General features: G+C 72.3%; 11 protein-coding genes. 6 read left to right on the top strand and 5 right to left on the bottom strand.

All coding sequences use genetic code 11. The annotated features are described in order from the left end of the window. The first annotated feature begins 42 nt into the window (after positions 1 to 42). Positions 43 to 1374 (top strand): FAD-binding oxidoreductase, encoded by a 1332-nt coding sequence (locus IH26_RS0132340; protein ID WP_030440046.1) that lies wholly within the window; start codon positions 43 to 45, stop codon positions 1372 to 1374. 974 nt (positions 1375 to 2348) lie between these two features. Here IH26_RS0132340 and IH26_RS0132335 read toward each other — a convergent pair. After that, positions 2349 to 3515, bottom strand: a complete 1167-nt coding sequence (locus IH26_RS0132335) for an ROK family transcriptional regulator (protein ID WP_030440045.1) — start codon at positions 3513 to 3515, stop codon at positions 2349 to 2351. A 100-nt stretch (positions 3516 to 3615) separates the two neighbouring features. Here IH26_RS0132335 and IH26_RS0132330 point away from each other — a divergent pair, with 100 nt between their 5' ends. Next, a complete protein-coding gene (locus IH26_RS0132330; RefSeq protein ID WP_030440044.1) occupies positions 3616 to 4437 on the top strand; it encodes a LacI family DNA-binding transcriptional regulator in 822 nt (273 codons plus the stop codon). Between the two features lie 728 nt (positions 4438 to 5165). Here the strand turns inward: IH26_RS0132330 and IH26_RS0132325 are convergent. From IH26_RS0132325 to IH26_RS0132315, 3 genes are all read right to left on the bottom strand, one after another. Continuing rightward, on the bottom strand, positions 5166 to 6098 hold the full coding sequence (locus tag IH26_RS0132325) for an extracellular catalytic domain type 1 short-chain-length polyhydroxyalkanoate depolymerase (RefSeq protein ID WP_030440043.1): 933 nt from the start codon (positions 6096 to 6098) through the stop codon (positions 5166 to 5168). A 437-nt stretch (positions 6099 to 6535) separates the two neighbouring features. Further along, positions 6536 to 7441, bottom strand: coding sequence for a sulfite exporter TauE/SafE family protein (locus IH26_RS0132320; protein WP_051808958.1), 906 nt, complete (start codon positions 7439 to 7441; stop codon positions 6536 to 6538). Positions 7442 to 7477: 36 nt separating this feature from the next. After that, complete coding sequence (locus IH26_RS0132315) at positions 7478 to 9826, bottom strand: putative bifunctional diguanylate cyclase/phosphodiesterase (RefSeq protein WP_051808914.1); 2349 nt, start codon at positions 9824 to 9826, stop codon at positions 7478 to 7480. Positions 9827 to 10021: 195 nt separating this feature from the next. On the opposite strand from IH26_RS0132315, the gene IH26_RS0132310 reads away from it, so the two are divergent. The 4 genes from IH26_RS0132310 (at position 10022) to IH26_RS56330 (ending at position 14082) form a co-directional block, all read left to right on the top strand. Continuing rightward, the gene (locus tag IH26_RS0132310; protein WP_030440040.1) at positions 10022 to 10618 is read left to right on the top strand and encodes a TetR/AcrR family transcriptional regulator; all 597 of its coding nucleotides are present in this window, start codon (positions 10022 to 10024) and stop codon (positions 10616 to 10618) included. A gap of 63 nt (positions 10619 to 10681) precedes the next feature. Beyond that, positions 10682 to 12193: an MFS transporter gene (locus IH26_RS0132305; RefSeq protein WP_245665722.1), complete on the top strand. Its 1512-nt coding sequence runs from the start codon at positions 10682 to 10684 to the stop codon at positions 12191 to 12193. 101 nt (positions 12194 to 12294) lie between these two features. Beyond that, positions 12295 to 13119, top strand: coding sequence for a hypothetical protein (locus IH26_RS0132300; protein ID WP_157437501.1), 825 nt, complete (start codon positions 12295 to 12297; stop codon positions 13117 to 13119). 27 nt (positions 13120 to 13146) lie between these two features. Beyond that, positions 13147 to 14082, top strand: a complete 936-nt coding sequence (locus IH26_RS56330) for a hypothetical protein (protein ID WP_051808910.1) — start codon at positions 13147 to 13149, stop codon at positions 14080 to 14082. A gap of 7 nt (positions 14083 to 14089) precedes the next feature. Here IH26_RS56330 and IH26_RS0132285 read toward each other — a convergent pair whose 3' ends face one another. Further along, positions 14090 to 15517, bottom strand: coding sequence for an MFS transporter (locus tag IH26_RS0132285; RefSeq protein ID WP_211268791.1), 1428 nt, complete (start codon positions 15515 to 15517; stop codon positions 14090 to 14092). Positions 15518 to 15577: the final 60 nt, after the last annotated feature.

Here is a 15577-nt window from a genome sequence, read left to right as displayed (position 1 = left end):
CACATGGCGTCACATCGTGCAGGGCGGCGGCGTCGGGTGAACATGACTTCTGTTCTGGACACCCTCGACAACTTCGAAGGCGACATCGTCGAGCCGGGCGCGGCGGACTACGAGTCGGCCCGGCGCGCGGTTCTGACCGTCGGCAGTCCGGCGTACGTGCTGCGACCGGCCGGCGTGGGCGACGTGCGGGCGGCCGTCCGCTTCGCGGCGTCGTCCGGCTTGCCGCTGGCGGTTCGCGGCGGCGGGCACAGCTTTCCGGGCTTCGCCACCAACGACGGCGGCTTGGTGATCGATCTGTCCCGCCTGTCGGCCGTTTCCCTTGGCGGCGGGTCTCTCGTGCGGGTCGGGGGTGGCGCCACGTGGGGTGCCGTGGCCGACGCGCTGGACCCGCACGGCCTGGCCATCTCGTCCGGCGACACCCGGAGCGTGGGCGTCGGCGGACTCACCTTGAGCGGGGGCATCGGCTGGAAGGTCCGCAAGCACGGCCTGGCCCTGGACAGCCTGGTCGGAGCCGAGGTGGTCACCGCCGACGGCTCGGTGCTGCGCGCCGACGCGACCGAGAACCCATCACTGTTCTGGGCCCTGCGCGGCGGCGGCGGCAACTTCGGGGTGGTGACGGCATTCGAGTTCGAGGCCCAGCCCACCACGGCAGTCCACCACGGAAAGCTCAGCTTCCCGGCGACGTCGGCCGCGGCGGTCCTGCAGGGGTGGGCGACCTACATGCGCGGCGCCCCCGAGGAGCTGACCGCGATCGCCACCCTGGCCAACCCCTTCGCCGGCGGCCCCGACGCCCCCGTCGAGATCCATCTCATGTTCGACGGAGACGACCCCTCCGCAGCCGCCACCGCCATCGACCCGATCCGCCGGCTGGCCCCGCTGCTGACCGACGACGTGACCCTGAAGCCGTACGGCTCGGTACTGGAAGCCGGAATGACCCCACCGCCCGGCATCCGCCTGGTCACCCGCAGCGCCTTCATCGCCCCAGCGTCGGTATCGGCCGCCCTGGCGCACCTGGTCGAGGCGGCGGCCTCCGGCAAATCCCCGTTCCTGGCCATCCGCACCGTCGGCGGCGCGGTCTCCCGGGTAGCCGACGACGCCACGGCCTACCCTCACCGCAAGGCCGAACTGCTGGTAGTCGCCACAACGCTGGGCCCCGACCCGGTCATCGCGGCGGCCACTCCCGCGCTGAACGCCTTCTGGCACCGCCTGGCCCCGCACACGATGGGCGCCTACGCAAACTTCCTCAGCTCATCGACCGAAGTGGACGTCGCCGCCGTCTACCCACCCAACACCTACCGCCGGTTGGCAACGGCCAAGCGCCAATACGACCCGTCAAACCTGTTCGCCGCCAACCACAACGTCCGCCCACAGTAGACCGGTGCGCTCGTGCGCTCGTGCGCTCGTGCGGCCGTGCGCTCGTGCGGCAGTGCGCTCGTGCGGCAGTGCGCTCGTGCGGCAGTGCGGCAGTGCGGTCGCTCACGCGTGGGTATGGCCGGCCCACGGCCCGTGCGACCGTTCGCGGGTGCGGGCGTCCGGCGCGCGCGTGCTGTGTGCTGCGGCTGACTCGCGTGCCCGCGCGACCGCTCGCGGGCGCGTTGGCCCGGCTCGCGTGCTGTGCACTGGCGCCCGGCTCGCGTGCCCGTGCAACCGCTCGCGGTGCGCGCGACCGACCTGCGTGCCCGTGTGAGCCCCCGCGGTGCGTGCGACCGGTGCCCGTGCGACCGGCTCGGGCATGTGCGACCGGCTCGGGCATGTGCGACCGGCTCGGGCATGTGCGACCGGCTCGCGCGCCCGCTCGCCCGGCCTGCGTGCCCCGCGCGACCGCTCGCCGGCGCGTGTGGCCGCGCGGTGTGGCCGGCTCGCGCGTGCGTGCTCCCGGCTGGCGCGTGCTTGCGACCAGCTCGGGCGCCCGTGTGACCCGCCCGTGTGACCGGCCCGTGTGACCGGCCCGTGTGACCGGCCCGTGTGACCGGCCCGCGCGGCCCCGTGACCGCGCACGTCAGCTGACGCCCGAGGGCACTCGGCGGCTCGCCCGCTGGCCCGCGCTTGCTCGGCAGGTGGCCGGCTCACCGGTCGACCCGCCTGTCAGGGGCCGGGCGGATGGGTCACCCCGAAGGGACACACGGCGTCTCTGCCCGTGTCCCGTCCTGGATGGCCGCGCCCGCCGCTCTCCGGGGGCGGAGGCCTTCCAGTCTCGGGTGGCCGGGCCCGCCCCCGCTTCAGGCGGCGGGACTGCCGTCTCATGTGGCGGGCCTGCCTGTTCAGGTGGCCGCCGGGTCGCGGGTGGCTGGCCCGCCCGTCTCGCGTGGCGGGGGTCTGCCGGACTCGGGCCGTGCGGGTCGCCCGCCTCAGGTGGCCGGGCCCGGGGTGTGGCCGGGCGCTATCGAGGCCTGCACTACCAGCGCGGCGGCGCCGATGCCGGCTGCGTCCCGTGGCTGAGCGGACAACTCGACCGCGACCGGGTGCCGGAGGCGGGCGTGCGCGGTCCGCTCGAGGTGCTCGCGCAGACGGCGGGCGTAGATCGAGCCGGCTAACGCAACGCCCGGGCCGGTGAGCACCAGGCGGCTGAGGTCTAGCAGGTTGACCATCGAGGTCACGGCGACCGCCAACAGCGCGGCCGCGCGGTCGATCACCTCGAAGGCGGTCCGGTTGCCGTTCACCGCGGCGCGGGCCACCTGGTCGTACGCGATCGAGTCGGTTGTCGCGGCCCCGATCACCGGACGCAGGGCGGGGATCTCCCGGGCCGCCGCGGCGGTGGCCGCCATCGACGCGTACCGCTCGACACAGCCGCGGTTGCCACAAGGGCAGAGCCGCCCGGCGTAGTCGATCGAGACATGCCCGAGCTCGCCGGCGTCGAAGCTGGCGCCCCGGAAGAGCGCGCCACCGAAGACGAACCCGGCGCCGATTCCGGTCGAGACGTAGATGCTGCCGAAGGACTGCTCCCGGGAGACCCGGCGGCTCCAGAACTCGCCCAGCGCCGCCGCGGCCGCATCGTTCTCCGCGATCACCGGCAGGCCCAGCCGCGAGGACAGCGCCGCACGATCGAAGGACGGCCCGGCATCGCCAGGACAGGACGCGGGGGCCACCACCGCCAAGCCCTCGATGCGGTCGCGGGGCAGGTCGAGCGCGGCCGTGAAGTCGTCGAACCGCTCGGTCAGCTGTTCCGGCAACGCGCCCGCGACGCGCGGCACCATCTCCCGGCCGATCAGGCCGCCGGTGAGGTCGATCGCCACGCACGTCACCGTTTCCGGACCCAGGTGGAAGCCGACACCGAAACGGTTCTGCGGGTTGATCGCGATGAGCTTCCGCGGCTTGCCGCGCAGCGAGTCGGCCGACCCCACCTCGTGGATGATGCCGTCGGCGATCAGGTCGCGGACGATATTCGAGATCGACGGCGCTGTGAGGCCGGTCAGGTCGGCCAGCTCGACCCGACTGATCGCCACGGCCGAGCGGATCACGTCCACGACGAGGGCCCGGCTGCCCGGGCCGGCCGCGGGCGCTTCCCGACGTGCCATCTGTCCTCTCCGGTCCGAACGGCGATCTCTTACGGTGCGGGGCCTGTACTAGGCGATACGGTACCGGCCGGGACCGTTGGTGATCGGGAGGAGCGACGTGATGCAGCCGCGACGAGTCGGCCTCGTGCTGACCCGCCCCGCCCGGGTGCTCGGTGAAGAGCCCTACTACCACGAATTCATCGAGGGCCTCGAGCGCATGCTGACCCCGATGGGCGTTTCGGTGCTGCTGAAGGTGGTCACCGATCGGGCGGCCGAGACGGCGACCTACCAGCGGTGGGCGGCCGACCGGCAGGTCAGCGGCGTGCTCCTCGTCGACCTGGCGCCCGGCGACGAGCGGGCCCAGCTGGTCGAACGCCTGGAGCTGGCGGCTGCGGTGATCGGTGACCCGTCGACCGCGCCGGGGCTGCCGGCCGTGCGGACCGATGACGCCGGCGGTGCCCGGGAGGCCACGCGATTCCTGGCCGAGCGGGGGCACCGCACGATCGGGCACGTCAGCGGGCCGATGGGTTTCGCCCAGACGCAGCTGCGCCGCGACGGCTTCGAGGCGGAGGCAGCGGTGCGCGGCATGACGGTGCTGAAGGCCGAGGGCGATTTTTCGTACGAGTCGGGCAAGGCCGCGGCGGAGACGCTGCTGCGGACCGCGGCGACGGCGATCGTCTTCGACAACGACGTGATGGCCATCGCCGGTCTCGAGGCGGCCCGTGAGGCCGGCCGGACCGTGCCGGCCGACGTCTCGGTCATCGCCTGGGACGACTCGGCACAGTGCCAGCTTGCCGTCCCGGCCCTCTCGGCGCTGAGCCACGACGCAGAGCGCATCGGCGAGCTGGCCGCCGCTGCCATCCTCGACGCGATGACCGGCCCGGAGGCCGTCGTCTACGAGGCGCCGGACGCGCACATCGTGGTGCGCGAGAGCACGAACTAACCGCGCGAGATCGACAATTACCAGGTCAACGCCCATGGCTCCGCATCCTACAACCAATTAATTTATTAATCTAACCTTGACAGCGAGGCGGCGGCAGACGCATGCTGGGCGCCTCAAGCGGAGCCGAGGCAGAGACGGACAGAGAGTGAAAGGAATCCTCGATGATCACGGCGGAAGACCTCGCTGGTCGATGGACGCTGCCAACGGCAACGAGCCTCGGCGTTCCGGCCAACCCCAACGGGATCAGTCCCGCGAGAGGGCCACGCGCGCCCGGCGCATCGAGCGGACCCGTCAGCGACGGCGCGTCGAGCGCATCCGGCGCAATCGCTGGGCCGCCCAGGTCCGGCGTCTTCGACGGGCCGGCCGCTGACGCCGCCCCGGCGACCGTGCCTGGGCGTGTCCACACTGACCTCATGGCGGTGGGTCCGCCGATCGCATCAAGGCGGCTGCCCGGCCGATCGGCCCGTTCCTTGGCAAGAACGAGAAAGCGATTGCCGGGCAGCCGAGGATTCGGCCGCGTGGGCGGTGCGGCTTGACTCGATGAAGCGTCACCCGGCGGTGCGGCTTGACTCGATGAAGCGTCACCCGGCGGTGCGGCTCGACTCGATCAAGCGTCACCCGGCTGTGCGGCTTGGCAGTCGCCGGGTGGTGCGCATGGTGGCTACCGATGGCTGGGCTTCGCGGCTTCCAGCGTGGCGCGGCTTGGTGGTCGCCGGCCGCACGGGGGACTAGCGACGGGGGTGGGAGGCGAAGAAGTGCCAGAAGGCGTCGGTGGCGTTCAGGGCGGCGGAGGGTGTGTCGATACGGGCGACGCGTTCCAGGAGCGGTTTGTCGGCGCTGCCGGGCCACTGGTGACCGGCGCCGGTGATGGTGATGAGTTCGACGGATCTGCCGGTTGGGCAGTTGGCGAGGGAGGTCGTCACCGGGCCCGAGGTGGTCGTTGCGGGTGGCTTGCAGCCGTCTACGGTGCGCCAGCGGGCCACTAGGTCGGGGACCGCGGGGCCGTTGATTTTGGCGAAGCCGTCGCCCTGGCCGCCCTGGTAGGGGATTCGGGTGTCGGCCGTGCCGTGGATGTGCAGCACTGAGACGGGATGTGGGGACGCGCAGTCGCCGAGCAGGGTGGCCGAGTCGGGGCCGATCGCCGCGAAGAGGGTGGTGTCGCAGGCCAGGCGGTAGGCCATGAGGCCGCCGTTGGAGATGCCGGTGGCGTAGATCCGGTTCGGGTCGATCGGCAGCGTGGCGGACACCTCGTGGACCACCTGGGTGATGAAGGCTACGTCGTCGATGTTCGAATCGGCGGGCACGCCGCAGCAGCCGCCGCCCGCGTTCCAGGCCGCGCGGACGCCGTCGGGGTAGGCGACCACGAAGTGGTTGGCGTCGGCCTCGGCGTTCCAGCCGTAGTAGGACTGGGCCTGGCCGGCGCTGCCGAAGCCGCCGTGCAGCATGACCACGAGCGGCACTCGCGACGCGGGCAGTCCAGCCGGTCGATAGAGGATGTAGGTGCGGTCCCGGCCGCCGATCGATATGGTCCGGGTTGAGGAGCCGGTGGCCGCGGGGACTGATGTGGGGCCGGTTTCGGTGCGGGTGCGGCAGGCGGCGCAGGCCGCGACCACCGCGGCGAGGGTCAGCGCGATGGCGATCAGGCGTCGGGCGGCGGTCATGCCGGAAGTGTCGGGCGGGCGGGTAAGCATTCGGTAAGCCCGCCGTGCGGATCGGATCACGGAGTGTGGGCCGGTCCGCGATGAGGCGCAGCGTGCGGTCGGCGATGCGGTGCGGTGGTGCGGGCCGGCTGCGGGTGCGGCGGTGTGGGCCGGCTGCGGTGCGGCGGTGTGGGCCGGCTGCGGTGCGGCGGTGTGGGCCGGCTGCGGTGCGGCGGTGTGGGCCGGCTGCGGGCGGCTGCACGCGGTGCTCGGGGTGGGCGGCCTGCGCGCGGTGCTGGGGTGGGCGGCCTGCGCGCGGTGCTCGGGGTGGGCGGCCTGCATGCGGTGCTCGGGGCGGGCGGCCTGCGCGCGGTGCTCGGGGTGGGCGGCCTGCGCGCGGTGCTCGGGGTGGGCGGCCTGCGGTGGCGCTGGGGCAGGCGGGCTGTGGCGGTGAGTGGTCAGGCCGCGGCGGATAGTTCGGTTCGGGTGGGGGAGTCGGTGAGGCGGCGGGCGGGGCGCAGCTTGTTGGTGACGCCCAGCGCGACGGCGATCAGGACTGCCGCGCCGGTGATGATGCCGACCGCGGCCGTCGGTACGTTGAAGAGCTTCAGGGCGCTGGCCAGCAGGACGATGACCAGGGCCGCGCGGACCAGGCCGCCGGGCGCGCGGGAGGAGATGCGCGAGCCGATCAGCACGCCGGGGACCGAGCCGATCAGGACGGCCGCCGCCAGGTCGAGCTTCAGGTCGCCGAACAGGGCGTGGCCCAGCGCGGCCGACGTGACCAGCGGGATGGCCTGGATCAGGTCGGTGCCGACCAGGTCGTTCGCGCGCAGTTTCGGGTACATCGCCAGCAGGACCACGATGATCAGGGAGCCGGAGCCGACCGAGGTCAGGCCGACGATCAGGCCGCCGACGGCGCCCAGCAGGGCGGTCGGGAGGGGCTTGACCTCGACCTTCGGGGCGGGGCCGTCCAGCGGCGGGCGGCGGCGTGCCGTCCAGGCCTTGACCAGCAGGCCGCCGGCCGCCAGGACCAGGGCCACGCCCAGGGCGATGCGGATGGTCTGCTGGACGCTGTCGTCGTCGCCGATCAGGCGGAGCAGCAGCACGCCGAGGAAGGCGCTGGGGACGCTGCCGACGCACAGCCAGCGGACCATCGGCCAGTTGACCGTGCCGCGGCGGGCGTGGACGAAACCGCCGAAGGGCTTCATCACGGCGCTCGCGGCCAGGTCGCTGGAGACGGCAGCGATCGGGGGCACGCCGAACACCAGCACCAGGATGGGGGTCATCAGGGCGCCGCCGCCCATGCCGGTGAGGCCGACGATGACGCCGACGCCCAGGCCGGCGAGCGCCAAGGTGAGATCCATGCGGCGATCCTCGCCGAGGAACACCCACCTTGTCCACTAAATCAGTGGAGATTGTCGACTTTCCCGAAGGCTGGAACGGAAGCTGGGAACGGACGCCGGGACGACCTCCAGGAGCAGGGCGATGTCGGCGCCGGGCATCGGGCGGGCGAAGTGGAAGCCCTGGGCGAACCGGTAGCCCATCTTGTGCAGCCGGTACGCCTGGTCGGCCGTCTCGACGCCCTCGGCCACCGCCTCGATCCGCAGGCCCTCGGTGATGCCGATCAGGCCGTCGACGATCACCGCCTGGGCGGACGCGCCGGTCACCCCGTCGACGAACGACTTGTCCACCTTCAGGATCTTGACCGGGCAGTCCACCAGCAGGCTCAGCGAGGACTGGCCGGTGCCGAAGTCGTCCAGCGCGACGCGAAGGCCGAGGGCGTGCAACGCGCGTACGGCGTCCAAGGCCTCTCCCGTGCCCAGCACCGCGGTCTCGGTGACCTCCGCGACCAGGCGGTGGGGCGTCAGTCCCGAGCTGCGCAGCAGCTCGTCGACCTCGGCCGGGAAGTCCGGCTCGCGCAGCTGGCGGGCCGAGATGTTGACGCTCACCTTCTCCGGGGCGGCGTCGCCGTAGGTCAGCTCCCACTCGCGGGCCTGCCGCACCACCTCGCGCAGCACCCAGCGACCCAGCTCGACGATGTAGCCGTTGCGCTCGGCCAGCGGGATGAAAACCGCGGGCGAAACCAGACCGTGTACGGGGTGCCGCCAGCGGATCAGCGCCTCCACCCCGGCGAGCCGCCCGTGCGGCAGCTCGACGATCGGCTGGTAGAGCACGAACAGCTCGTCGCGGGCGATCGCCTGGCGCAGGTCGGCCGCGAGCCGGGCGTCGGCGTCGGCGATCTGGTCCATGACCGGGTCGAACCACATGCAGCGGCCGCCGCCATTGTTCTTGGCGGCGTACATCGCCACGTCGGCCCGGCGGATCAGCTCCTCGGGCGTGTCGCCGGGGCGGGCCGCGGTGACGCCGATGCTGACCCGGGGCGCGAGATCCTGGCCGCCGAGCGAGAGCGGCTGCTGCACCCGGTCGAGCACGTCCCGCAGCAGCTCGGTGATCTCGCCTGCCGAGGAGGGGCCGGACAGCAGCAGCGTGAACTCGTCGCCGCCCTGCCGCGCGATGAAATCCGAGGGCCGCAGCCGCTCGTGCAGCCGCTCGCTGACCGCCCGGAGCAGGGCGTCGCCCATGCCGTGCCCCATCCGGTCGTTGATCACCTTGAAGTCGTCCAGGTCGAGCAGCGCCACGTGCAGCGGAGCGCCCAGCCGCGACGTGACCTGCTCGGCGAAGAGCGATCGGTTCGCGATGCCGGTGAGCGCGTCGTGGCCGATCTGGTGGTCGAGCTCGGCCTGGTACTCCCGCAGCCGGCCGAGGTTGGCGTCGACCGTCTCGAGCAGGCGCCGGTTGTCGCGCAAGGCGCTGACCTGCCGGGTCACCACCAGCGCGGTGAGCGCCGCGACGCAGATCGCGGTGCCCAGGTGGGCGCTGCTGTCCCGGGCCTCGCCGGCCAGCAGCAGGGCGGTCATCGCGGCGACCGCCACGTACGGCAGAACGCTGATTCGCGCTGTCCGCCGGTCGGTGGGCGGGGGACAGGTGGTGTGCCGCTGCCGCTCGGCGGCGAACACGGTGAACATCGAGGCGATCGGGCCGGCCAGGAACGAGGTGGTGAGCCAGGGCCGCTCGACGAACGCGGGGGCCAGCGCGCCGCTGCCCGCGGAGAGCGCGATGCCGGCCGACAGGATGTGCAGCGCGCGCCGGTCGATCTCGCCGGTGCCGGCGAAGGCGATCTTGACGATGGCGATCATGACGATCAGAGCGAGGGCGCAGATCGCCAGCATCGCGCCGTTCTGGGCGGTCCACTCGGCGCCGGTACCGAGCCAGTACCGCCAGAGGAAACCGCCGCAGGTGATCACCAGGACGCCCGCGTCCAGCGCGAACCGGGCCCAGTCGCCGCGGGTATGCCGCCAGGCCGGCAGCCGCAGCAGCGCCCAGACCATCAGCAGCACGACCGCCAGCAGCAGGGTCATGGTGACCGGGCCGATGGATGGGCCGGGCGCCGAGGGGCCGGTGAGCGCGTCGTGCGTGTTGGCGAGCTCGGCGATCGCCAGCACGCCGTTGGCCAGCGCGACGGTGCGCCAGAAACGCCGGGTGGTGGCGGCCATGTCCGGGCGGCGGGCGGCACGCAGGCTGGCGTACGTGGAAAGCGTCGCCGCCGCCATCACCGGCAGCCACCCGATCACCGGGTGGTGCGGCCGGTGCCGCCATCCGGCCAGCAGCCAGACGGCCTCGAAGGCGACCAGCGCGACCGCGAGCGCGATCACGCCGGCCGGCCTTCGTACGGCGACGGCGGCGGGCATGACGGTCAGTTCGGTGCCGCGGTCGCCGGAATGAGGAGTGTGCGGGGTGCGGTTCGGGTGCCGAACCGGATAGGTCAGACGTATGGCGCATCGTCGGCTGGGTCACAATCGCCTCGGGAGATCGCCATGGGGAGGCAGGAGCGCTAGTGTACGAAACAGTTTCGTTTCGCATGGCCGCACGGTTGGGGGGATGTCATGACTGAGCAGACCACCGTCGCCGCGGCCGTGCGTGCCCGCAAGCTCGACGAGGAGCGTGCGCAGGCGATCCTGCGGGCCACCTACGAGCTGCTCGGCGAGATGGGCTACCAGGGGCTCCGCGTCGACGCCGTCGCCGCGCGGGCCCAGGCCAGCAAGGCGACCCTGTACCGGCACTGGCCCACCAAGGCCGGCCTGGTCGTCGACGCGGTCAACTGTTGCAAGGAGGTCGAGCCGCCGCCCGGCGACACCGGCACTCTGCGCGGCGACCTGACGCAGTGGTTCTGGCAGATCGGCGAGACCATCACCGGTCGCGAGGGCCCGATCCTGGCCGGTCTGTTCATGGCCATGCAGACCGATCCGGAGCTGGCCGCCGAGCTGCGCGGCATGCGGGATTCCAAGGTGCCGTTCGCGGAAGCCATCTGCGCGCGGGCCGCCGAGCGGGGCGAGCTCCGGCCGGGGTACGACCCCCGGCTGATCGACGAGATCGTGCCCGCGCTGCTGTTCATGCACTGCTTCGCCCTCGGCAAACCGCTCGACGAGCCCTTCATCACGCATCTCGTCGACGACATCATCCTTCCGCTGCTGACCCGCTAGTCCGTACGCACCCTTTGCCGGCGCCAACCGGCGATGCCCTCGTGCCCTTTTAGGGAGATCTCTGTGTCTATTTCCACCTCGTCGTCCCGCGACGCCCACGTTACGCCCGATATACCGGAAAAATCGGGTTCGCGGTGGCTGGCGCTCGCGGTCATCGGCGTCTCTCAGCTGCTCATCGTGCTGGACGCCACCATCGTCAACATCGCGCTGCCCACGGCCCAGACGGCGCTGCACATCAGCGACGCGAACCGGCAGTGGATGGTCACCGCGTACACCCTGGCCTTTGGGGGTTTGTTGTTGCTCGGCGGCCGGATCGCCGACTTCACCGGCCGCAAGCGGGCCTTCATCATCGGCCTGCTCGGCTTCGCCGCGGCCTCCGCGCTCGGCGGTCTCGCCCAGAACGCCGGCACCCTGTTCGCCGCGCGAGCGCTGCAGGGGGCGTTCGGCGCGCTCATGGCGCCGGCCGCGTTGTCGCTGCTCACGGTCACCTTCACCGAGGCCAAGGAGCGGGCCCGCGCGTTCGGCGTCTACGGCGCCATCGCCGGCGGCGGCGGGGCGATCGGCCTGCTGATGGGCGGCGTCCTCACCGAGTACGCCTCCTGGCGCTGGACGCTGCTGGTCAGCACCCCCATCGCGATCATCGCGGCGCTGGCCGCCGTCCGCTTCGTCGGCGAGAGCCGCGCCGAGGGCAACACCCGCTACGACCTGCCCGGCGCGCTGACCTCGTCGGCCGGCCTGGTCGCGCTGGTCTACGGCTTCACCAAGGCGGCCAGCGACGGCTGGGGCTCGGCCACCACGATCGGCTTCCTGATCGCCGCCGGCGTTCTGCTCGTCTCGTTCGTCGTCATCGAACTGCGCTCGTCGCACCCGCTGCTGCCGATGCGCGTCGTCCTCGACCGGAACCGCGGCGGCTCGTACCTGTCGGCCCTGCTGGTCGGCGCCGGCATGTTCGGCGTGTTCCTGTTCCTCACCTACTACCTGCAGCTCACGCTGGGCTACTCGGCGATGGAGACCGGCGTCGCGTTCCTGCCGTTCACCGTCGGCATCATCCTCGGCGCCGGCTTCTCGGCCCAGATGCTCACCCGGGTCGGCCCCCGCGTCCTGATGTTCGCCGGCATGCTGATGGCCGCCGCGGGCATGGTCATGCTGACCCGGATCGGGCTGGACACCGGCTTCTGGAGCCACGTGTTCCCGGCCGAGCTCATCATCAGCTTCGGCATGGGCGTGGTCTTCGGCCCGATGTCGAACACGGCACTGGTCGGGGTGGCCGACCACGACGCGGGCGTGGCGAGCGCCCTGATCAACACGACCCAGCAGATCGGCGGCTCGCTCGGCACGGCCCTGCTGAACACGATCTTCACGTCGGCGGTGGCGGGCTACCTCACGGACCACGCCACGTCGCAGGCGCAGATCCCGGCGCTGCAGGGGGTCGCGGTGGTGCACGGCTACACGGTGGCGTTCTGGGTGAGCGCCGCGGTGATCGGGGTGGCGGCGTTCATCGCGCTGGCCTTGATCAAGGCCAGCCGGGCGCAGGTCGCGTCGACGTCCAGCGAGGGCGTCCACGTGGCGGCCTGATCCGCCACCCCCGAGGGGCGGCGCGACTCTCCCCGGTCGCGTCGCCCTTTCGCCGACAAAACGCTTCGCCGGAACCATGGGTCCACATCAGACTGTAGGGCATGGCCTGGGGCGAGACGAGACGCCAGAAGCGCGTGACCGCCTGGATGGTGGCCGGGCTGGCCGGGGCGGTCGTCCTGGCGCTGGCCGTGCCCCGGCTGCTCGCCGGGAGATCGTCGGTGACTTCCCACGCGTACGGGCAAGCGGTTGTCACCAGCGGGATCACCGTGACCGCGACGCTCAGCGCAACCCCGGCGGACCCCTTCGCCGGCACCCCGGCGGATGCCTTCCCGGCGGGCGCCGCCGGGATCGCCCTGCCCAAGCCGCTGGCCGTCGACGGTTTTCGCCCCACCGAGGTCGCCGCCGATCTCCAGCGGGTGCGCAAGGCCCTGATCGCCGGCCGCCTCGACGACATGATGCTGACCGGCCACGACCCGGCCCGGCTGATCGCGCTGCTCGCGCCCGGCCAGCGCGCCACCGCGACGGCGTGGTTCAAGGACGCCGCGTTCACCGGCATCGCCACCTGGATCGATCCGGCGGTCAAGCTCGACCCGCGCGAGCAGCCCCGGGTCAGCGGCCGGGTGACCTACGCGTCGGTCCGGGCCGGCGGCCGGCTCACCCTCCGCGTGACGACGAACTTCGTGTGGGTGTACGCGTTCGCGGGCCCCGACCATCCGGTGGCGGCCGTCCACGACGAGGTGTCCTGGGACTTCCCACCCACCGGCATGTGGGTCGGCACCACCCGGTCCTATCTGGCCTGGACGGACTGCGCGGCGGCGGAGCGGGGTCTGCTGGCCCCGGTCCGCGTCGAGGGCCTCGACCGGCCGACCGGCCCGGCCGAATTGCTGCGTCCCGATCACGGTATGGACGTTGCGAAGCGGTGCTGAAATGATCTCCGTCGACATAGGGGGGTCATGGCAGAGCAGGAAACACCGGATCCGTTTGCGCAGCTGGCCGACTGGGCCGAGCAGACCGAGCGGCGGGTCCGTCGCACGCAGGGCTGGCGCGGTGTGGCCCGGAAACTGCCGTGGATCCTGACCGGAGTGCTGGTGGCGGGGCTGCTCGCGCTGGCGGTGCCGCCGATGCTCGCGAAGCGGCGCGGCACGGACGTCGGGGCGTATCCGACCGCGACCGTGCCCGGCGGCATCGGCGCGACCAGCACGCAGAGCGCCGCCCCCACGGATCCGTTCGCCGGGACGCCGGCCGCCACCTACCCGAGGGGCGCCGCCGGTATCACGCTGCCGGTGGCCTCGGCGGTCACCGGCTTCACCGCGGCGCAGGTCGGCGCCGACCTCATGCAGGTGCGCGCCGCGATGATCGCGGGACGGCTCGACGACCGGATGCTGACCGGGCACGACCCCGCGCGGCTGATCGCGATGCTCGCGCCCGATCAGCGGGCCGAGGCGACCCGGTGGTTCCACGAGGTGTCGTTCACGCGGTTCGCCACCTGGATCGATCCGTCGGTCAAGCTGGACCCGCACCAGCAGCCGCGGGTCAGCGGCCGGGTGACCTATTCGTCGATCGTCGCGGGCGGCCTGCGCACGCTGCGGGTGACGACCAACTTCATCTGGGTGTACGCGTTCACCGGCACCGCCGCCGACCGGCCGCTCGCCGCCGTGCACGACCAGATCGCGTGGGAGTTCCCGGCGACGGCGAACCTGCGGGCCGGCGACCGGGGCATGTGGGTCGGGAACTCGACGCACTATTCGGCGTGGGTCGACTGCGCCGCCGCCAAGCGGGGCCTGCTGGCTCCGACCCGCCCGGAGGCGGCCCCGCAGCCGAGCGACTCGGAGGATCCGATGGCGCTGCTCAAGGCGGATCACTCCCTCGAGATCACCGACGACTGCTGAGCCGCCGTCAGTCCGCGGCGACCTCCCGCACGGCCGGCGTGCCCTCGGCGATCGCGTTGTCGGCCGAGCGCGGAATCAGCAGCGCCAGCGCGATCAGCACGGCCGCGGTCAGCGCGATCCCGACGAAGATCCGGTGCACGGCCGTGGTCAGGGTGGCCGGGTCGACCGGGCCGCCGCCGATCGTGGCGTTGGCGATCGCGCCGAAGACCGCCACGCCGACCGCGCTGCCCAGCGACCGCAGGAAGATGTTGCTCGCGGTGACCACGCCCCAGCCGACGCTGGACTGCGCGGCGATCAGCGTCGGCGACGCGGTCAGGCCCATGCCCAGCCCGACGATCAGGCAGTCGGTGGCCACCACCGCCACCCCGGAGGTGCGGCCGAGCAGCAGGAGCAGGGCGCAGCCGCCGAGGACCAGCGCGGTGCCGATCAGCGAGCACCGGCGGAAGCCCAGGCGCAGGTAGATCTTCCCGGCCTGACTGGCGGCGACCGGCCAGCCCAGGGTCAGCGTGGCGAGGGCGAAACCGGCCAGCAGCGGCCCGGCGCCGAGCACGTCCTGCGCGTAGGTCGGCACGTACGAACTGAGGCCGTAGAGGATCGCGCCGACGCCGACCGCGATCAGCCCGCTGGTGACCAGCAGCCGGCGCCGGAACACCCACAGCGGCAGCACCGGCGCGGTGGCCCGGCGCTCCACCAGCACGAACCCGGCCAGGAGGGCGAAACCGAGGGCGAGGATCGCGATCCCGGCCGGGGAGGTCCACGCCCACGCCTGCCCGCCCTCGAGCGCGCCGAGGATGACCAGCGCCAGCCCGGCCGCGAGCAGCCCCGCCCCGGCGTAGTCGATCACCGGGTGGCCGCGCTCGACCTTCTCGTGGAAGCGCCGGCCGATCATCGCGGCGGCGAGCAGGCAGAGCGGGATGTTGACGAAGAAGATCCACCGCCACGAGACGTACTCGCTGAAGACGCCACCGAGGGTCGGCCCGACCACCGACGCGATGCCCCAGACGCTCGCGACGTAGCCCTGGACCTTGGCCCGTTCCCGTACGGAATAAAGATCTCCGACGATCGTGATGGTGGTCGGCATGATCGCGCCCGCGCCCAGCCCCTGCACCGCGCGGAAGGCGATCAGCGGCCAGATCGCCCAGGCCACCCCGCACATGATCGAGCCGAGCAGGAAGAGCCCGATGCCCCAGAGGATCACCGGCTTGCGGCCGAACAGGTCGTTGAGCTTGCCGTAGATCGGCACCGACACGGCCTGGGCGAGCAGATAGATCGAGAACAGCCAGGGGAACTCGGCGAAGCCGCCGATGTCCTTGACGATCGAGGGGACCGCGGTCGCGATGATCGTCGCGTCGATGGCGACCAGCGCGGTGGAGAGCATGACGGCGGCCAGGACGGGACCTCGTTCGGACCGCAGCCCGAGGGAGTTGGCTGTCACTCCGGCCAACCTACCCATGATCTATCAACTTTCCCAATGACCGTTTAGTCCGGATTACCA

The organism is Actinoplanes subtropicus, from assembly GCF_000721705.1.
Taxonomy (GTDB): domain Bacteria; phylum Actinomycetota; class Actinomycetes; order Mycobacteriales; family Micromonosporaceae; genus Actinoplanes; species Actinoplanes subtropicus.
Note: the sequence above shows the minus strand (reverse complement) of the source record. Positions and strands in the feature narration are given on the sequence as shown.